We start from the raw sequence: 19,850 nt of genomic DNA on the forward strand, positions 1-19,850 counted from the left end.
TCCATGGACAACTGGCGGAAGTCGTCCTACTCAGGACCCGACGACGGCAACTCCTGCGTGGAGATCGCGAACTCGCCCACCCACATAGCCATCCGCGACTCCAAGATCCCGACCTACGCGACCCTCACCTTCCCGACCGCGGCCTTCACTACTTTCGTCAAGGCCCTGAAGGCCAACTCCACCGTCACCGACGCCCCCAGGAACTGGCGAAAGTCGTCCTACTCAGGACCCGACGACGGCAACGACTGCGTGGAGATCGCGAACTCGCCCACCCACATAGCCGTCCGCGACTCAAAGGCCCCGGCCGACCGCACCCTCACCTTCCCGACCAACACCTTCACCCCCTTCATCGAAGCCCTGAAAACAACGGCGGCTCATTCCACCGTCACAGACTTCGCCAGGTTCCGAGGCTGATCCACCTCGTTCCCCCGGGCGGTAGCCAACTCGCACGCGAACACCTGCAACGGCACGGTAGCCACCAACGGCTGAAGCAGCGTCGGCGTGGCCGGAATCCGGATCAAGTGATCCGCGTACGGCACGACCGTCTCGTCCCCCTCCTCCGCGATCACGATCGTCCGAGCCCCCCGCGCCCGGATCTCCTGGATGTTGGACACGATCTTGTCGTGGAGCACGGACCGCCCCCGAGGCGACGGCACGACGACCACCACCGGCAGGTCCTCCTCGATGAGAGCGATCGGCCCGTGCTTCAACTCCCCCGCCGCGAAACCCTCGGCGTGCATGTAGGCCAGCTCCTTGAGCTTGAGCGCACCCTCCAGGGCGACCGGATACCCGACATGCCGCCCAAGGAACAGCACCGTGTTCTTGTCGGCCAGCGAACGCGCGAGCTCCCGTACCGGCTCCATCGTCTCCAGCACCCGCTCGACCTCGCGGGAGATCCGGGACAGGTCACGCACGACGGCCTGGATCTCGTCGCCCCACTTCGTCCCGCGCACCTGCCCCAGATACAGCGCCACTAGGTAACAGGCCACAAGCTGCGTCAGGAACGCCTTCGTCGAGGCGACCGCGACCTCCGGCCCGGCGTGCGTGTACAGCACGGCGTCCGACTCCCGGGGAATCGTCGAGCCGTTGGTGTTGCAGACGGCCAGCACCTTGGCGCCCTGCTCCCGCGCGTGCCGCAGGGCCATGAGCGTGTCCATGGTCTCCCCGGACTGCGAGATGGCGATCACCAGAGTCCGCGCGTCCAGGATCGGATCCCGGTACCGAAACTCACTCGCGAGCTCCACCTCGCAGGGAATCCGGGTCCAGTGCTCGATGGCGTACTTGGCGATCAGACCGGCGTGAAAGGCGGTCCCGCACGCCACCACGACCACCTTGTCGATCTCGCGCAACACCCCCGGCGAGATCCGCACCTCATCGAGCGTCAACGACCCACTCCCGTCGATCCGTCCGAGCAGCGTGTCGGCGACGGCCTTCGGCTGCTCGGCGATCTCCTTGAGCATGAAGTAGTCGTAACCGCCCTTCTCGGCCGCCGACACATCCCAGTCGACGTGGTACGAGCGCACATCGGCGGGCCGCCCGTCGAACCCGGTGACCGTCACCCCGTCCCGGCGCAGCTCGACCACCTGGTCCTGCCCCAGCTCGATCGCCGACCGCGTGTGGGCGATGAACGCGGCGACGTCTGAGGCGAGAAAGGCCTCACCGTCCCCCACACCCACCACGAGCGGCGAGTTGCGCCGAGCCCCGACCACGACATCCGGCTCATCCGCGTGTACGGCCACCAGCGTGAAGGCCCCCTCCAGCCGCCGGCACACCAGCCGCATGGCCTCCGCGAGATCGGCGCTCGCCGAGAACTCCTCGGCGAGCAGATGCGCGACGACCTCGGTGTCGGTCTCGGAGGCCAGTTCATGGCCACGGTCCGCCAACTCGGCCCTCAGGGCGGCGAAGTTCTCGATGATGCCGTTGTGGACGACGGCGACGCGCCCGGCGTTGTCGAGGTGCGGATGCGCGTTCGCGTCGGTCGGCCCGCCATGGGTGGCCCACCGCGTGTGGCCAACGCCCGTGGACCCGGCCGGCAGCGGCCGCTCGACCAGCTCCTTCTCCAGGTTGACCAGCTTCCCGGCCTTCTTGGCGGCGGCCATCCCCCCGTCCGCGAGCACCGCGACGCCCGCCGAGTCGTACCCCCGGTACTCCAGCCGCTTCAGCCCGGCCACCACCACATCGAGCGCCGACTGCGCCCCCACATAACCCACGATTCCGCACATGCGCGGCAGCCTACGGTTCACCGCCCGCCCGAGTCCGGCACCGCGTGCCCGAAATCGGAAATCCCGGCCGAGGGTCAGAAAACAGCCATTCCTCGCTGACACCACCAGCCACACCTCTACCGCTACGACACAGGACCCTCACAAGAAACTCCTGAATGTGAGGGGATTGCGACCTCCGGAGCAAGCCGCTGGGACGGCAGGAGGTTTCACGCCACCCCACCTCGGCATCGACGTAACCCATTGCTCAAGGCCGATCACATATGGCTATGTTGAAGCCTCACATAGCCGGATCTGACCAATCCGTCTTCGCTCATGACCACGAGCGGCCGGGGGAAACAACATGTCCAATCAGGGGCGGGCATCGTCATGCCCAAGTAACCCAGCCCTCCTCGGCTCTCCCTGAGCCTCGTCGGCGGATTTCCGGTCCAACTCCCCCGCGATGGAGGGATACACCCTTGCGTTCCAGACCCCTGCGTTCCAGACGCCCAGGTTTCCTCAGACCAACCCCGAGACGGTCCAGGCGTCTCACCCGGATAATCCCGCTCCTTCTCGCAGTAGCGGTCCTCGCGGGCCTCGGTGTCCGTCCGGATTTGGTCGACCGGTTCGCCGGAGCGGGGGCCATTTCGGCGGGTGATGATTCCTATGACTGGTCCGTGGACACGGCCGCCGAGCAGTTGCGGCAGGACCAGTGTCTGATGGCCGATGTGCTGCGGCTGGGCGGTTCGTCCATGGCCACGACCGCGCAGGACGGCCTCAACCGGCCCCCGGACCAACTCCACGCGCTGGCCGACCGGGAGCGCTGGCAGGACACTGCGCTCGCCACCGCGTACCAGAAGGACAGGGCCGCAGCGAGCACGGAACTGAGTGCCCTGCACGCCCTTCGTGACGGGTGGAAGAAGCCCCTCACCGGTCTGACGACCCCGGCGGGCTTCACCGACACCGACTTTCAATGGCCCCCGGGCTCGCCGGGGGACGGCAAGCAGGACTTCTACGGCCAGACCGGCCTGACCAAGTGGACCGCCGACCGGTTCTGGAAGGACGACGGCGACTTCTACGTCGACTCCACCCCCACCGCGGACGAGAAGACCCTCAAGGCCGTCGACGCCCTGGGTGCCCCCCTTTACGGGGCGGACCCGGCCCCGGGTCTTCCCGCGGACGAGCGGGATCGTGCGCTTGCCGAGCAGAGCGCATTCAAGCAGTTGCACGGAGGCCCGGGCGAGAACGCGGGCGCGGACAACGCCCGTCTCTTCCTCACCTCCGGGGGCTTTCCCCGTACCGCCCCGCAGCCGGACACCGCGGAGTACCGCATCGCAGTGGAGGATCTGAAGTCCCGGTTCGCGTCGTGTGCGTGGCGTGACCCGATCGACCCGAACAAGGCGCTGAACGAGGTGTCGGCCGCGGCCGCTCAGGAGTGGCAGCAGGAGATTGCCTCCCAGCAGACCCAGCGCAACCAGATCCTGAACGCGAACACGGACGCCACCAAGTCCCTGGCCACCGGCGCGAAGGCGCTCGGGGACCTGCTGGGCCACTCGTGGACCGCCGACCATCTCGCCCGCTGGCAGGACTACTGGTCCCCGGGCGGGGCCGGCACGGTCGGCGACGCTCCGGCGGTGATCGAGTTCCATGCCGCGAAGGGCAAGTGCCTCGACGTCGAGAGCAGTGGAAAGACCGACGGCACCCCGGTCCAGCTGTACACGTGCAACGGCTCGGCGGCGCAGAAGTGGCAGGTCTACGGCGACGACGCGGGCCTGCACCTGCAGAACGTCAACTCCCTCAAGTGCCTCGACGTGTCCAGCAACAACCCGGAAAGCGGCACGAAGATCCAGATCTGGACGTGCAACAGCTCCCCGGCGCAGACGTGGAAGTACAACCTTCGCGGCACCACGAGCCTGGAGAACGTCGGCACCGGCAAATGCCTGGACCTGAACAAGTTCGACAACGGCCAGGACGCGTGGCTGTGGGGGTGCAACGGCACGAATCCGCAGCAGTTCGACATCAAGCCGTCCGGAAACAACGGCACGGTGCCGCCGAAGGCCCAGTTCGACAAGGCCAAGACGGGCATCACCGGCGCGCAGACGGCGGCGAAGAGGCAGCTCGCCGTCCTCCAGGCCCAGCTCGGCGTCGCGAAGAAGGCGGCCACCGCCTCGGGCACCGCTGAGCAGGCTGCCTACACCATCGCGGACGGCAACGGCGCTCCTCGGGGCCGCGGTCTGCTCGTCGGTCAGCAGAAAGCCCAGGTCACCCAGGGTGCGGTTGCCGCCCTTGAGGCGATGGTGAAGGCCGGCGAGACCGCCGAGTCCGCCACCCGTGCCTCCGGCGGCGACAGCCTGACCATCACGCAACGCGCACTCGCACAGGCCGCGCAGGCGAAGGCCGAGTTCCGCAAGGAAGCCGCGCACACCGCCGAGCTGCAGGCCAAGGCCGCGGCCGACGCCGCGAAGGTGCACCGCGACAACGCGAAGAAGGACAAGGAGACCGCCGAGGCCAAACTCACAGAGACCCTGAAGGCGGAGGGTGACGCGAAGGCGGCTGCCGCCGACGCCCACGCCAAGCGGCTCGCGGCGGAGGCCGAGGAGAAGACGGCCAAGGCTGAAAAGGAGACCGCCGAGGCCAAGCGGGCCGAGGCAGCCCAACACAGAGCGAACGCCGAGACCCAGGCGACGAAGGCGAAGGACGCCAAGGAGAAGGCGGAAGCCGCCGAGGGCACCGCGGTCGAGAAGAAGAACGACGCGGTCAAGTCCCGTGACAACGCCAAGGCCAAGCGGGACGACGCATGGGAGGCCGAGCAGAAGGCCGACGCCGCCCGCGCCAAGGCGGACGCGAAGGGCGCCTACGCCGATTCCCTGGAGGCGGGCGAGGCGGCAGACGCCGCCCGTACCGCCGCCAACGACGCGGACAAACATGCGGACGACGCCGAGACGGCCGCGACGAGGGCCCGTTCGGAGGCCGACGCCGCCACGAAGGCGGCCGCTGATGCGGACGCGGCAGCCACCCGCGCCGAGGCGGCGGCCAAGCGCTCCCGGGCCCACGCCGAAGGTGCGCAGGCCGCGAAGCTGAAGGCCGACGCCGCGGTGAAGACCGCGACCAGCGCCGCGGCGGACGCCATCGCAGCCTCCAAGCACGCCGCCGCCGAGGCGAAGACCGCTGTCGAGCTGGCCGACATCGCGGATGCGAAGGCCAAGACCGCCAAGGGGCACGCGAACGAAGCGAAGAAGGAGACTGCCAAGGCCCTGCTGGCGTCGGCGAAGGCCGCGGGCTTCGCCCATGTCACCGCCCAGGCCGCCGCGGATGCCGGCAGCTCCGCCGCCCAGGTTGCCGCGCCGGCGAACGACGCGATCCAACTCGGCTCCCCTTACGTCACCACCGACTCGGCCGCGAGCCTGGTCGTGCTGACGGGTCAGGCATCGAAGACGATCGCCGACCAGCAGAAGGCCGTCGCCGATGCCCATGCCAAGAACGCGCAGGAGGAGTCCACAGCCGCCAAGGCCCTTGCCGACCAGGCCTCGGGGGACACGAAGGCCGCCTACCAGCACGCCGCCAACGCCGCCGCGCATTCCTCGAACGCCCGCACCTACGCCAAGGAAGCCCTCGGCTACGCCGCCGATGCCGCCACCGCCGCGTCCAAGGCGACGGCGTCACTGGCCCGCACGATCGAGTACGACCGCCAGGCGACCGAGGACGCAGCAGCCGCGGACAGAGCCGCCGGCCGCGCCGAAGGCCACGCCAAGGACGCCCGCGACTCAGCCGACCAGGCAGCCCTCGACGCCTCCGCCGCCCGCACGGCCGCCTCGGAGGCCGAACAGTCCGCCAAGGAGGCCCGCGCCGCAGCCGACCGCGCCGACACCGCGGCAACCGCAGCCGAAGAGGCGGCGAGGGACGCCGACACGTACGCGACGGAGGCCCAAAAGGCCGCCGAACGGACGGAGACAGCGGACAAGAACAGCAGTATCCAGAAGGGGACGTCGGTCGGCAGCATCGGCAACGTCTTCTACGTCGACCGCATCGAGACCATCGGTGAACCGGAGGACGTCAAGAAAGAAAACTGCAACGTCATCGTCCACTTCGGCGACTGCACGGTCACGGCCACCATCAGGTACAAGGTCGAGATCGACGTCTATCTCTGCACGGCCCTGGATCTGCCCGCCACCCAGTCGGGATGTCCGGCGTGGGAGACGTTGTTCCTCGGAACGCAGCCGGTCGAACCTCAGAAGCAGACGGTCACGAAGACCCTCTCGATGACCGAGTTCAATCAAGGCATCGATCCGGTCGACATCCTCCTCGGGCACTGGATCGAATGCGCCGAGAAGGTCGCCCCAGGTGGCCCGAGCGGAAGCTGGGGAAGCTGCGGCTGGGCCGCCTTCGACATCGCGGCCTTCGTCTTCGGCGGCAAGGTCTCCAAAGCCATCGTCGACAGCATCCAGGCTCTCGACGCCTCACTGCGGACCGGGATCGGGGTCGCCGACGCCTACAAGGCGCTCAAGACCCTGGACATCAACCCCGCCGCCCTCGCCAACATCGGGAGGACGGTAGCCACATACCAGGACGACGTTGCGGCGGCCTGCCTGGTCGCCAGCTCCTCCAGGCTTATGAGGGCAGCAGCCGTAGCAGCGGCAACGGCCGGACCGCCCTGCAAGTTCTGGAGGCTGACCGAGTTCGAAAGCCAGCGGGTGTACCAGAGAGACGACATCATCCGTCCCTCCTACGCATCACCTGCCGATCCCAAGAATCGGAGCAACCTGGAGCGGATGAGAGACGGCCAGGCTCCCCTAGGGCCCGGAAGGAATGCGGATGACGAAGCTCTGAACCTTCACCACATGCTCCAGACGCAAGAAGGACCGATCGCCGAAGTTACGGCCGCGTTCCATTCGAGTAACAGCCGTGCGCTGCACTGGAAGTCGGGGACGAAGATTCCCACAGGAATCGATCGAAACGAATTCCGAAAGTGGTCACAACGATACTGGAAGAACCGAGCAAAGGACTTCGAATGACGACCTTCCGCAAGGCCGGTCATGCATGACAGATAGCGGTGCCCCTCCCGCATCGGATGATGCGGGAGGGGCACCCTGTTGCCTTCGAGAATCGAATGGGTGACGGGTCATGTGAAGTCAGAATATGCGAGGTATTTTTCGCAGACCCTACAACGAAACAGATACGCTGTCGGCTGATCATCCTTGTCGAGCGAGCTGAGATACTGGTTGACCTCCTCCGGAGGCCAGCCCCGACTGGTTGCCTCTTGTCGCAGCATCTCCAACGCATCGGGATAAGCCGTGAGTTCACCAGACCCGGCCAGGCCGATAAATGCGGCTCCGTCGCCGCAGTGGAACAACCAATGAGGTTCCTGCCACGCCGTGAAGCCCGGGGTGCGTGTGCCGACTGCCGAGAACACCTCGGGTAGCACGTCGTCGGCAAGAGTGCCGCCGGTGAAGGAGGCTTTAAACCGTTCGGCTGCGCTGCCATCGGCGATGCACCACGGGCACAGCTGGTCGTCGAGATCCTCGACGGCGTACACCGGACCCGTGTAGATATACCCACGCGCTTGACCGCAGCAGATGCACGCCACACCAGAGGGAACGATCACGCCTGTGGCGACAGGATCTGGATGGTACGGGAACTCTGGAAGCAATCCATTCACGAAATTTACTATAACAGGAACCAATCCAACTTCCAGGCGCTCCGACGTGTCGGCCTTCCCGCCTTCCGGCTGGAGAATGAAGGAGAGAAACCGGAAGGCGCGGTAGTCACAGTGGACCTCGGCGCGGACGCGGCGGGGGGAGTTTTCGTGAACTGGAAATGTGACCTCACACGGGCTGCCGCCAAGAGCCTGCAAGACGGAGACATGCAGGCTCAGGTAATCCGTAAGTCTGGAGCCGTAAGTCAGCACATGCAAAAGGCAATCATCGGACTGCTCAAGGCTGCGGGAATGGACGCCGACGCGGACACGGATGACATGAATCCACTGGCCGTATGCGTCGCTTCGAGATAGCTCACCGGGAGCGGTAAGTCACGCATCCCAGGATTCCCCGAATGGCTACGGTTTCGACTTCGACTACATATCGGGAGACAACATGGAAGAACTGGCCGATGAAGCCTGCCACGCTCTGGCCCAAGCGGGGATTCCCGTTTACCGAGGCGGCCTCGGAGGCGAGTCCGAAGGCCGACCCGGAGCGGAGGTTCATGTGAACCCCCTGGCCGACGGCGGGGTGCTGGTGGAATGGAACACGGGGGCAGAGCTGACAGCTGCCGCTCTGAACATTCCGCCGGGCGAACTTGATCCTTCGAATCTGCCCCACGCGATTCGCCATTACGAAACCGTCCATACCTGCATGCGGGCCACCCTTCTGGGAATCCTCGCCTCGGCGCGGTTCCACGTCGAAGAAGCGGATGGGCACACATACGGGATTGCGGTTCACGTATGGGGCTTCCGGCCCTGATCCCACCCATCAGGCCTCGTCGGCGCCGAACCGTACAGCGTCGATGGGGCCTGCGAGCCGGACGTGTGCTCGTCAAAGGCTTTGAGAGCAGGCTCCAGCGCTGGCGGCCCTTGCCTGTGTGTCCCGGCCGGCAACACACATAGCCACCCCACCTACTCCCCCCGCTCGATCCGCTCGATCGCCTCCCGCACCATCCCCAGGTACTCGACCTCCTCGCAGCGCGGCTTGCTGCCCATCTCGTACAGGTCGATGCAGTCGTTGAGGTACTCCCCCAAGTCCTCGTCCGGCAGATCCACGGACAACTCGCTGCACACCTGCCCCGCCAGGTCCGCCGACGGAACCCCGGCCCCGGTTCCTCCCCCGCCCCCGGTCCCCACTCTGCGTCCGCGTCTGATTAACCCACGCACACGGAAACGTACGGTCATGACGACCACCCCCACCCCCGGAAATCCGGAAGGCGGCTCGCTCCCGGCTGGCCGGACGCTATCCCCGTAGACCCTCCCGGTCCAGACCTGCGGACAGACCGGAGCACAAACCGAACACAGGCCGAGCGCAGATCCAGCACAAGCCCAGCACAGACCGCACACAGACCCAGCAACGCGTGTAGAACGCACCGACGTGACGGACCCCACCCGCCACACCGTTCGTACTCCCGTAACAATGGACTGTGATCTCACCGGTCTCCTCGTTGCCGCGGAGCGCCCACCGGCCCAGGCCGGAGGCGACTCCCTACGTCGACCTCACCCGTACGCAATGGAGCGCGCTGCGGGAGAAGACGCCGCTCCCGCTGACCGCCGAGGAGGTGGAGAAGCTGCGCGGCCTGGGCGATGTCATCGACCTCGACGAGGTACGGGACATCTATCTGCCGCTGTCCCGGCTCCTCAATCTCTACGTCGGCGCGACCGACGGACTCAGAGGGGCGCTGAACACCTTTCTCGGCGAGAAGGGCTCCCAGTCCGGTACGCCGTTCGTGATAGGCGTCGCGGGCTCGGTCGCCGTGGGCAAGTCGACCGTCGCGCGCCTGTTGCAGGCCCTGCTGTCCCGCTGGCCCGAGCACCCGCGCGTGGAGCTGGTCACCACGGACGGCTTCCTGCTGCCCACCAAGGAGCTCCAGGCCCGCGGCCTGATGTCCCGCAAGGGCTTCCCGGAGTCGTACGACCGACGCGCGCTGACCCGGTTCGTCGCGGACATCAAGGCGGGCAAGGACGAGGTGACGGCCCCCGTCTACTCGCACCTCATCTACGACATCGTGCCCGGCAAGCGGCTCACCGTCCGCCGCCCCGACATCCTGATCGTCGAGGGCCTGAACGTCCTGCAGCCCGCCCTGCCCGGCAGCGACGGCCGCACCCGCGTCGGTCTCGCCGACTACTTCGACTTCAGCGTGTACGTGGACGCCCGCGCCGAGGACATCGAACGCTGGTACCTCAACCGCTTCCGCAGGCTGCGCGAGACGGCCTTCCAGAACCCGTCCTCGTACTTCCGCAAGTACACCCAGGTCTCCGAGGAGGAGGCACTCGACTACGCCCGTACGACCTGGCGGACCATCAACAAGGTCAACCTGCTGGAGAACGTGGCCCCGACCCGCGGCCGCGCCACCCTCGTCGTCCGCAAGGGCCCGGACCACAAGGTGCAGCGGCTGAGCCTGCGCAAGCTGTGATCCACCAGCGGTGATCGACCAGCTGTGGTCGACCAGTTGTCACCGGCCACGGCTACTCTGCCCCCATGCTGCACCTGCGCCTGATCACGCCCGCCGACAAGACCGACGACGTGGTCCGTCTGATCGAGAAGACCGTCGGCGCCACCCATCTCGTCGTTATTCCGGGAGCCGCCCGCAACCCCGCCGGAGACATCGTGACGTGCGACGTCGCACGCGAGGCGGGCGACGAACTCATCAGCGCGCTACAGGCGTTGGACATCGACAAGTGCGGCTCGATCGCCGTCGACGACATCCACCTGTCGCTGTCGAAACGCGCCGAGCAGGCGGAGGCGGACGCGCCGGGCGAGGGCGCGGACGCGGTCCTGTGGGAGCACCTGGCGGAGGCCACGCACGAGGAGTCGACGCTCTCCATCACGTACATCGCCTTCATCACCCTCGCCACGATGATCGCGGCCTGCGGCGTGGTCCTCGACAACGCGATCCTGATCGTGGGCGCGATGGCGGTGGGCCCGGAGTTCGGGCCGCTCGCGGGGTTCAGTACGTCGGTCGTGCAGCGTCGTCCGCGACTGGCGGCGCGTTCGCTGATCGCGCTCCTGGTGGGCTTCGCCGTGGCGATGGTCGTGACCGTGGGGTTCAGCTTCTTCATGGACAGCGTCGGCCTGTTCACCGAGGGGCTGTTGGAGGGCGAGCGGCCCAACACAGGCTTCGTCTACGCGCCCGACTGGTTCTCCTTCGTCGTGGCGGTCCTCGCGGGCGCCGCCGGCACCCTCTCGCTGACCTCCGCCAAGTCGGGCGCCCTGGTCGGCGTCGCCATCTCCGTGACAACCGTCCCGGCGGCCGCCAACGCGGCGGTGGCCCTCAGCTACGGCGACATGAGCCAGACCTGGGGCTCCACAGGCCAACTCCTGCTCAACCTACTGGGCATCATCCTCGCCGGCACCCTCACCCTCCTCGCCCAGAAGTGGCTCTGGTCAAGACAGGGCGGCCGCCGCTACGCCCCGTAAGGGGGCGCCCCGCGCCCTTCAGGGGCGCGGGGAACTGCGCGACAAGCCACAACGAACCCGCAGCCCGCCAACAACAGCACCCCCACCCCCTACCCGGAGCCGCGCCCTACCCCAGCGTCGACTTCACCACATCCGCCAACCGCCCAGCCACAGACTGAGCCTGATCAATATCCGCCGCCTCAACCATCACCCGCACCAACGGCTCGGTCCCGGAAGGCCGCAACAACACCCGCCCGGTCACCCCGAGTTCCCGCTCGGCATCGCCAACCGCGGAAGCCAGCTCCGCAGACGTACCCACCCGCGACCGATCGACGTCCGGCACATTGATGAGCACCTGCGGCAACCGCTCCATCACGGACGCCAACTCCCGCAACGTACGCCCGGTCTGGGCGACCCGCGCCGCGAGCAACAGCCCGGTCAGCGTGCCGTCCCCCGTCGTCGCGTGGTCCGAGATGATCACGTGCCCGGACTGCTCGCCGCCGAGCGTGTAGCCGTGCTCCTTCATCTCCTCCAGGACATAGCGGTCGCCGACCGCGGTCTGGATGATGGAGAGCCCCTCGCGCTCCATGGCCAGCTTGAAGCCCAGGTTGGACATGACCGTCGCGACAACGGTGTCCGAGCGCAGCGCGGACCGCTCCCGCATCGCGAGGGCGAGCACGGCCAGGATCTGGTCCCCGTCGACCTCCGCGCCCGTGTGGTCCACCGCGAGGCAGCGGTCGGCGTCACCGTCGTGCGCGATGCCGAGGTCGGCGCCGTGCTCGACGACGGCGGCCCGCAGCAGGCCCAGGTGGGTGGAGCCGCAGCCGTCGTTGATGTTGAGGCCGTCGGGCTCGGCGCCGATGGTGACGATCTCGGCGCCGGCGCTCGCGAACGCCTCGGGCGAGACCAGGGCGGCCGCGCCGTGCGCCTCGTCGAGAACGATCTTCAAACCGTCCAGACGGTTCGGAAGTGCCGCGATGAGATGGGCGACGTATCGCTCGGCTCCCTCCGCGTACGTCCGTACGCGTCCGACGCCCGAGCCGGTGGGCCGGTCCCAGGGAGCGCCGGTGCGGTGCTCCTCGTAGACGGCCTCGATCCGGTGCTCGATGTCGTCGGCGAGCTTGTGGCCGCCGCGGGCGAAGAACTTGATGCCGTTGTCGGGCATGGCGTTGTGGCTGGCCGAGAGCATCACCCCGAAGTCGGCGCCCAGTTCACTGCTCAGATACGCCACCGCGGGAGTCGGCAGTACACCGACCTGTACGACGTCCACGCCGGCGCTGGCGAGACCGGCGACCACGGCGGCCTCCAGGAACTCCCCGGACGCGCGCGGGTCCCGGCCGACCACCGCCGTCGGCCGGTGGCCCTCGAAGGTGCCCGCCTCGGCCAGTACGTGTGCCGCCGCCACGGAGAGTCCGAGCGCGAGCTCGGCCGTCAGATCCGCGTTGGCGACACCACGTACGCCGTCCGTCCCGAAGAGTCGTCCCACTGGTGTCCTCCGAACTTATTCAGAACTTGCTCAGGCTTACTGCACTTGCTCAGACTTACTGCGGCTACTGCAGGATGTGCGGCTCAGCCGGTCAGGGTCCGGCCATGACCCAAGACTGTGGTTAAACGAACGCCCCGGCGGCACAGAACGTGCCGCCGGGGCGTTTCGTGCAAAACAACGAGCGATATTTAGCGCTTGCTGTACTGCGGGGCCTTACGGGCCTTCTTGAGACCGGCCTTCTTGCGCTCGACCGCACGGTCGTCGCGCTTGAGGAAGCCGGCCTTCTTGAGGGCGCCGCGGTTGTTGTCCACGTCGGCCTCGTTCAGGGCGCGGGCCACGCCGAGGCGCAGGGCACCGGCCTGACCGGAGACGCCGCCACCCGAGATGCGGGCCACAACGTCGTAGCGGTCGTCGAGCTCGAGCACCTTGAAGGGCTCGTTGACTTCCTGCTGGTGCACCTTGTTGGGGAAGTAGTCCTCAAGGGTGCGACCGTTGATCTTCCACTTGCCGGAGCCCGGGACGATCCGGACGCGGGCGATGGCGTTCTTGCGACGGCCCAGGCCGGCGGCCGGCTGCGGGTCGCCGAAGCGGCCCGCGAGCTCTTCGCCCTCGGCGCTGAACTGGCCCTCGGCCGGAGCCTCGGACTCGGTGGTGTACTGCTCGATGTCGACAAGCTCGGTCTCAGTCTCTTCGACCGGCTGCTCAACGGTGGTCTCGGCCACGATTCTCCTCAGATTTCTTTTCGTCTTAGGTGTGGCCGGAACTACTGCGCGACCTGGGTGATCTCGTACGCGACCGGCTGCTGCGCGGCGTGCGGGTGGTTCTCGCCCGCGTACACCTTCAGCTTCGAGAGCATCTGACGGCCGAGGGTGTTCTTGGGGAGCATGCCCTTGATGGCCTTCTCGACGGCCTTCTCGGGGTTCTTGGCCAGCAGCTCGTCGTAGCGGACGGAGCGCAGGCCACCCGGGTAGCCGGAGTGGCGGTAGGCCATCTTCTGGGTCCGCTTGTTGCCGGACAGGTGGACCTTGTCCGCGTTGATGATGACGACGAAGTCACCAGCATCGACGTGCGGGGCGTAGATCGGCTTGTGCTTGCCCCGGAGGAGGGTCGCGGCGGTGGTCGCCAGACGACCCAGGACGACGTCCTGAGCGTCGATGACGTGCCACTGGCGAGTGATGTCGCCGGGCTTGGGGCTGTACGTACGCACGGTTCGTAGCCTTCGCTTCTTCAGTGGTTGGGTCCTGACAAGGCCACCACGGACGATCACGACAGCCCTGACCGCACATCGGTGACGCATACCGTGTGGGTCGCTGGTCATCGGCCCCGGTGGACCGGTGTAAGGGCCCCCCACGTGAGAATGGGCAAGCCAATACACATAACGAACCGCAAGAATACCTTTGCTGGCCCGTACGGGTCAAAACGCGGCGTCGCCCACGGGCGCCCGCCGGGTTTCAGGGTAACGCCGACCGGGCAGACGAGGCCCGCCCACGTGCGCCTCGTCACCGCACATACCGGGACGCCGCTCGCACCAACCACCCGGAGATGCCCGCCTTTGGCCGTATTCACTCAGGTCACGCAAGAGGTTTGAGTGAGTGGAGAGACAGACCAGCACACCCCTTGTCCCGTCTAAGATGCGCCCCATGAGCTTTGGGCAGGGGGGACCCCAGTGGGGTTCCGGGGGATCGGGTTCTCAGCCGCCGCAGTGGGGCAGTCAGACCCCCGACTGGGCGGCGCTCGCCGAGGCGTCCCAGGCGCGCAACCGGCGCCGCAGATGGCTGCTGGTCGGCGGTGGCGCGCTCGCCACGATCGCGGTGGGCGCGGCCGTCGCCGTGGCCGTGGTCTCGGCGGACGGCGGCAGCGAGCAGGCCGCGAACAGGCCTTCCTCCGAGCTGCCCGCCACCGCCGACATCCCCTCGGACCCCGCCGGTACGGGCCCGTCCTTCGCGGAGACCTCGGCGCCGCCGCCGCTGGACCCGAAGGAGTTCATATCCAGCGCCACGAAGGACACGGCACCGCTCGCCCCGGACCTGCTCTTCCCGGGTACGCGCCTCACGATGGGTGAGACCGTCTACAAGAAGGGCGAGCTGGCGTCCACCAAGAGGTGCGCGACCGCCGCCCAGGGCACACTCGGCCCGATCCTCACCAAGAACGACTGCACCCGGCTGATGCGCGTCACGTACTCCAAGGACGGCATCGCGGTGACGGTCGGCGTGGCCGTCTTCGACACCGAGGCCAAGGCGCTCAAGGCGAAGAACGACGCGGACAAGCAGAGCGTCGTGCAGTCCCTCGCCGGCTCCGGCGTCCCCGACTTCTGCAGTTCCGCGATCTGCCGCTCGACCACCAACTCGTACGGCCGCTACGCCTACTTCACGGTCGCCGGTTTCACCGGCGGCAAGGACGTGACCCAGAAGGACACCGCGGTCTTCACCACCGGCGACGATCTGGCCGAGTTCACCTTCCGGCAGATCCGCCGCCGCGGCGAGGCCCAGGCCTCGGCGGAGGCCAACCAGTAACACGCCCCACCAGCGCCCGACCAGCGCCCCACCAGCAACGCGCCTGCGGCCACCGGCAGCACCGACTCCGCTCCGACACCGTGAAACCGGGCAGAATCAGTACACATCCCGTCGGAGGGGGAACGGCGACCATGCGTATGCGAGGGCGTGTCCGGCTCATCGGGGCAGGAATCTCCACCGCGCTGCTCGCCCCGCTGGCGGCCTGGGCGGCCTGGCCCGAGTCCGCCGAGCGCAAGCCCCGCCCCGTTCCCACCGAGCTGGCGGCGCGCGACCCGGAGGCGACACCCGCCGCGCGCCGGGTCTACGCGATGCTGGCCGGCCTGGAGAACGACGCGCGCCGCGGTAAGCCGACCCGCACGGTGATCGGCCAGCACATCGAGCTGCAGAACGAGCGGTACAACCCGGAGTACGGCGACTACCGGGGCACCAAGCAGCCCGGCTACTACTACCGCAAGGCCCGCGACATCACCGGCAAGCTGCCCGGCTTCGTCGAGGTGGACCTCGGCCCCGGCTACGGGCAGGAGGGCTGGGCGGTGGGCGAGCCGCGCTCGTACTCCCGCGCCTCCTGGCCGAGTTGCCGCGCAGCCTGGGGCTACGCCGACAACGCGGTGGATCTCGCGGTCGGCGTGTGGGCGGGCCTGCCGCGCGAGGAGGACGGCTCGTACCACCCCTCCGGGACCTACCAGGACTGCGCGTCCGGCACCCGGGTGAGTCTGCCGCACAACGGAGGCGCCCCGGCGGGCATCGTCGGGTTCTCCTTCCACCAGCCGTACCCGGGCAGCGCCGTGAAGGGCTTCGAGCAGACGCTGCACCGCAACTCGCCGGGCGCCGCCGACCCGGACTGGTTCACCCGGGTGGTCACCCAGGGCAGCGCCGAGCACAAGGACCTGCTGCACGACCTCGGCTATCTCGCCGACCACCTCCAGTACCTCGCCGACCTCGGGGTACCGGTCCTGCTGCGGCCGTACCACGAGATGAACACGGTCCCGGGCAAGGGGTTCTGGTGGGCGGGGCAGGACCCCGCGGCGTACCGGAAGCTCTGGCGGATCACGTACGACTACCTCGTGGGCAGCCGCGGCCTGCACAACCTGATCTTCGTGTGGTCACCCAACTCCTGGGACGGCACCTTCGGCAGGGAACCCGGTGACCACTACCCGGGCGGCCGGTACGTCGACATCGTGGGCGTCGACGACTACAGCGACACCCCGTCCCGCCCGTTCCGCGGCGAGACCTGGACCGAGGTCTGGTACCGCGGCCTGGAGCGGTACGGGAAGCCTCGCATCATGGCCGAGTCCTTCCACGTACCTCTCAATTCACAACAAAAACGAACACTTTCGGCGACGCCCTGGGTCCTGTGGACGGTGTGGGGTCAATCACTTACGCACGACAACATCTCGTCGCCGCGCGCCAAGAACACGGGTGCCGACGTGCAGCGGACATACGCCTCTCCGCAGGTCATCACGGGTGGAGGCGACAGCATGTCGGGATTTGACTGGCGATCACTGAACAAGACCTGACGCGGTTACTTTTCCAACACAACTTGCTCACAACTGTTTGTTAGCGCTCACAGCCGTGGCACGATTCGTCTACTTGTACGGCCGGGGGTAAAGAAGCCCGGGGGGGCATCTGAGCTGGCCGTGACGCCGAAGAAGACGTCGAGAGGCATTTTCGCAAGGCCCGGGGTGGGGACAGCCGTTCGTCGCGGCATCATGTCGCGACGAACGTCGCGGCATCATGTCGCGTTTCCCAGCTTCCGTGCGTGCGGTGCCCCTCGGCGCCGCCGATCTCACGGAAGAGCCTGTAGCCGAATGGCATCGACAATGGTCGACGGGGGGGCCTCACACTCCCGGCACAACGCGAAGCTGGCCAAACGTACAGCTGCCTGGAAGCCGGGCATCCTGCCCTTCCTGCTGCCCTTCGGCCTACTGCTCGCCTTCGGGCTCTGGTCCTACCGCCCCAGCTCCTCGCCGATGACCTGGGCCCTCACCGTCGTCTGGTCACTCCCGGTGGTCGGCGTGATGGTGGGCATCCAGGGCGCCTGGCTCATCCGCCGCCGCGAGCGACGCAGCCACCGGATGATCCCGCCGGCCCCGGCCGACCAAGACTTTCTCATCGTCCTCGTGCCGACAATCGGACGGCATGACACCTACCCGGCCCTGGAACGCTCGGTGCTGTCCTACGTCGAGCACCTCCCGGAGTACTTCCCGCACATGCGCGTCGACGTTCTCACCGAGGAGGGCTGCGAGGCGACGGAGACCATTGAGCGGCTCGCCGCCACAAACCCGCTCATCCGGGTCGTGGCCACCCCCAAGGCGTACGCCACCGCCAACGGCACCCGGTTCAAGGCCCGCGCCAACAACTACGCGCACGAGCTGCGGATCGAGGAGGGCGAGGCTCTCGACCACGTCTGGGTGCTGCACATGGACGACGACACCGGAGTCGGCCCCGACACGGCGGCCTCACTCGCCCAGTTCATCAACCGCCAGCGCCGTGCCCGCCCCGAAGAGGCCAAGCACATGGCCCAGGGCATCCTCACGTACCCCCGCGAGAACGCGGTCAACCTCTTCACCTGGCTCGCCGACGCCGTGCGCCCCGCCGACGACATCGCGCGCTTCCGGGCACTCACCGGCATGGGCACTCCGGCCGCCGGCGTGCACGGTGAGCTGCTGGTGCTACGCGCGTCCATCGAGGCCACCATCGGCTGGGACTTCGGCCCCAAGGCCATCGTCGAGGACGCCCAGCTCGCGCTCACCTTCTGCCGCCGCTACCCGGGGCGCAGCGACTGGTTCAACGGCCGCTGCTACGGAGCCTCCCCCGCCACCACCAAAGACTTCGTGAAGCAGCGCGACCGCTGGGCCTGGGGCCTGGTGGCCCTCTGCTTCAACCGCACCATCCCTCTGCGCTACCGGTGGTTCCTCTCGATCTGCGTGGCCACCTGGATCCTCGGACCGATCCAGCACATCGTCGCGATCCTGTGCATCGGACTCCTCGTCGGCGACCTGAACACCTCGCCCGCCACCCAGTCCGTCGTCATCCTGTGGGCCCTCAACTTCGCCTACGTCATCTGGACCTACTGGGAAGGGCTGCGCCTCAACGCCATCGCCTCGGCCAACGGACGACGCAAGTGGTGGGAGCCGATCGTCGTGATCTCCCTCATTCCCGTCTTCTCCGTCCTGGAAGGACTCGGTGGCTTCAAGGGCTTCCTGAAGTTCGTCCGGCGCGAGGAGAACAAGTTCGTCGTGATCGCCAAGCCCGCCTGACCGCAGGAAGCCCATCTGATGAAGCGTTCGCGACTGCCCCTGCTCACCGTCTTTCCCCTGACCGTCCTCACCGTGGTGGTGGGTACCCCGCTGTTCGTCGGCAACCAGCCGGTGCGCTGGGAGTCCGGCTCCGTCCTGCCGAAGATCGTCCTGGACGAGTCGGAGTCAGGCACCACCCCCTCCTCCCCAGGTGACGACTCAACGACCCCCGGATCCTCCGCCCCCTCCTCCGGCGGCACCATCAAGGTGGCCGAGAAGTGGAAGCCGGGCATGCCCGAGTGGGGAGTGCAGGTCTATTGGGAGGAGGACAAGAAGCAGTCCGACACGTTCATCGTGAACCAGGCGCGCAAGCACGCGAAGTACCTCACCGGCCTGCACGCCAACTCGGTGTCTCTCTCCTTCCCCTTCTACACCGGTGGCCGTACGTCCAACACGATCAAGTCAGGTCCCAAAACGCCCTCCGCCGCACGCGTGACGAAGGTGCTGAAGGTGTTCAAGGACGCCGGATTCCGCACGACGATCCGGCCGATCATGGACGAGGCCTCCCTGAACCCGCCGGACGGCTGGCGCGGCAACATCGAACCCGCCTCCCGCTCGGCCTGGTTCACCTCGTACCTGAAGTTCCTCACCCCGTACCTCGAAGTCGCCGAGGAAGAACGGGCCACCACCTTCGTGGTCGGCACCGAGCTCAACTCCATGGAGGGCGACGCCGGCTGGACCTCCCTGGTCTCCAAGGCCGAGAAGCTCTACTCGGGCCAGGTCGCCTACGACGCCAACTGGGACAAGTACGTCGCCGACCGCATCAACATGCCGGTCAACCACCTGGGAGTGGACGCCTACTTCCCCATCAAGGTGCCGGACGACGCTTCCGTCGACACCCTGGTCGACGGCTGGAACGACTGGCTGGACAGGAAGACGACCGCCGACCTCCCCAAGATCACCCTCGCCGAGGCGGGAATCGGTGCCATGGACGGCGCGTACCACGCCCCCGGCGACTTCTACACCAAGCGGGCCGTCAATCCGCAGGTCCAGGCCACCTGGTACACCGCGGTCTGCAAGGTCGTCCAGGAACGCAGGATGGGCGGCGTCTACTGGTGGTCGATCTACTTCGAGGACGACCCCGCCACCCCACCCGATGACAAGACGGCCTCCCGTCTCGACTTCGCCGGACGCCCCAAGTCCGAGAAGGCCATCAAGTCCTGTTTCACCTCCAACTACGCAGGCCCCGGCAAGGCGGCCACCGAGTAATGGAGCGATCCCCCCACGCCACTCATCCCTCGTCCCCGCGACCCAAGGCG

16 protein-coding genes and 1 pseudogene are annotated in these 19,850 nt (G+C 67.5%); 11 read left to right on the forward strand and 6 right to left on the reverse strand.

Features of this window, described 5'->3' with window-relative positions; all coding sequences use genetic code 11:
* Positions 1-3: 3 nt before the first annotated feature.
* A pseudogene (locus tag AB0I18_RS03990) lies at positions 4-174 on the forward strand (DUF397 domain-containing protein); the annotation flags it as partial.
* Positions 166-414, forward strand: a complete 249-nt coding sequence (locus tag AB0I18_RS03995; RefSeq protein WP_363103864.1) for a DUF397 domain-containing protein — start codon at positions 166-168, stop codon at positions 412-414. The pseudogene AB0I18_RS03990 and the gene AB0I18_RS03995, both read left to right, overlap by 9 nt.
* On the opposite strand, the gene glmS is transcribed toward AB0I18_RS03995, so the two are convergent.
* Positions 375-2,222, reverse strand: a complete 1,848-nt coding sequence (glmS, locus tag AB0I18_RS04000; protein ID WP_363103779.1) for a glutamine--fructose-6-phosphate transaminase (isomerizing) — start codon at positions 2,220-2,222, stop codon at positions 375-377. The genes AB0I18_RS03995 and glmS overlap by 40 nt on opposite strands.
* A gap of 695 nt (positions 2,223-2,917) precedes the next feature.
* Between glmS and AB0I18_RS04005 the strand changes: the two genes are divergently transcribed.
* Positions 2,918-7,210, forward strand: coding sequence for an RICIN domain-containing protein (locus AB0I18_RS04005; RefSeq protein WP_363103865.1), 4,293 nt, complete (start codon positions 2,918-2,920; stop codon positions 7,208-7,210).
* Between the two features lie 107 nt (positions 7,211-7,317).
* Here AB0I18_RS04005 and AB0I18_RS04010 read toward each other — a convergent pair whose 3' ends face one another.
* On the reverse strand, positions 7,318-7,854 hold the full coding sequence (locus tag AB0I18_RS04010) for a CbrC family protein (protein ID WP_363103866.1): 537 nt from the start codon (positions 7,852-7,854) through the stop codon (positions 7,318-7,320).
* Here AB0I18_RS04010 and AB0I18_RS04015 point away from each other — a divergent pair.
* The gene (locus AB0I18_RS04015; protein ID WP_363103869.1) at positions 7,759-8,205 is read left to right on the forward strand and encodes a hypothetical protein; all 447 of its coding nucleotides are present in this window, start codon (positions 7,759-7,761) and stop codon (positions 8,203-8,205) included. The two genes, AB0I18_RS04010 and AB0I18_RS04015, sit on opposite strands and share 96 nt — an antisense overlap.
* Positions 8,206-8,287: 82 nt before the next feature.
* Complete coding sequence (locus AB0I18_RS04020; protein WP_363103780.1) at positions 8,288-8,653, forward strand: hypothetical protein; 366 nt, start codon at positions 8,288-8,290, stop codon at positions 8,651-8,653.
* A gap of 152 nt (positions 8,654-8,805) precedes the next feature.
* Here AB0I18_RS04020 and AB0I18_RS04025 read toward each other — a convergent pair whose 3' ends face one another.
* Positions 8,806-9,078: a hypothetical protein gene (locus AB0I18_RS04025; RefSeq protein WP_363103781.1), complete on the reverse strand. Its 273-nt coding sequence runs from the start codon at positions 9,076-9,078 to the stop codon at positions 8,806-8,808.
* A gap of 242 nt (positions 9,079-9,320) precedes the next feature.
* Between AB0I18_RS04025 and coaA the strand changes: the two genes are divergently transcribed.
* On the forward strand, positions 9,321-10,310 hold the full coding sequence (gene coaA, locus AB0I18_RS04030) for a type I pantothenate kinase (protein ID WP_363103782.1): 990 nt from the start codon (positions 9,321-9,323) through the stop codon (positions 10,308-10,310).
* A 65-nt stretch (positions 10,311-10,375) separates the two neighbouring features.
* A complete protein-coding gene (locus tag AB0I18_RS04035) occupies positions 10,376-11,314 on the forward strand; it encodes a DUF389 domain-containing protein (protein WP_363103783.1) in 939 nt (312 codons plus the stop codon).
* 106 nt (positions 11,315-11,420) lie between these two features.
* On the opposite strand, the gene glmM is transcribed toward AB0I18_RS04035, so the two are convergent.
* The 3 genes from glmM to rplM form a co-directional block, all read right to left on the reverse strand.
* On the reverse strand, positions 11,421-12,779 hold the full coding sequence (gene glmM, locus AB0I18_RS04040; protein ID WP_363103784.1) for a phosphoglucosamine mutase: 1,359 nt from the start codon (positions 12,777-12,779) through the stop codon (positions 11,421-11,423).
* 188 nt (positions 12,780-12,967) lie between these two features.
* Positions 12,968-13,501 (reverse strand): 30S ribosomal protein S9, encoded by a 534-nt coding sequence (gene rpsI, locus AB0I18_RS04045; protein WP_363103785.1) that lies wholly within the window; start codon positions 13,499-13,501, stop codon positions 12,968-12,970.
* A 41-nt stretch (positions 13,502-13,542) separates the two neighbouring features.
* A complete protein-coding gene (gene rplM / locus AB0I18_RS04050) occupies positions 13,543-13,986 on the reverse strand; it encodes a 50S ribosomal protein L13 (RefSeq protein ID WP_363103786.1) in 444 nt (147 codons plus the stop codon).
* A gap of 433 nt (positions 13,987-14,419) precedes the next feature.
* On the opposite strand from rplM, the gene AB0I18_RS04055 reads away from it, so the two are divergent.
* The 4 genes from AB0I18_RS04055 (at position 14,420) to AB0I18_RS04070 (ending at position 19,800) form a co-directional block, all read left to right on the forward strand.
* Entirely contained in the window at positions 14,420-15,292 is an 873-nt protein-coding gene (locus tag AB0I18_RS04055; RefSeq protein ID WP_363103787.1) for a hypothetical protein, read from the forward strand.
* Between the two features lie 131 nt (positions 15,293-15,423).
* A complete protein-coding gene (locus AB0I18_RS04060; RefSeq protein ID WP_363103788.1) occupies positions 15,424-16,809 on the forward strand; it encodes a glycosyl hydrolase in 1,386 nt (461 codons plus the stop codon).
* A 291-nt stretch (positions 16,810-17,100) separates the two neighbouring features.
* Positions 17,101-18,552: a glycosyltransferase family 2 protein gene (locus AB0I18_RS04065; RefSeq protein ID WP_363103789.1), complete on the forward strand. Its 1,452-nt coding sequence runs from the start codon at positions 17,101-17,103 to the stop codon at positions 18,550-18,552.
* 18 nt (positions 18,553-18,570) lie between these two features.
* On the forward strand, positions 18,571-19,800 hold the full coding sequence (locus tag AB0I18_RS04070; protein WP_363103790.1) for a hypothetical protein: 1,230 nt from the start codon (positions 18,571-18,573) through the stop codon (positions 19,798-19,800).
* Positions 19,801-19,850 lie beyond the last annotated feature (50 nt).

It is taken from the genome of Streptomyces sp. NPDC050704 (assembly GCF_040654355.1).
Taxonomy (GTDB): Bacteria; Actinomycetota; Actinomycetes; order Streptomycetales; family Streptomycetaceae; genus Streptomyces.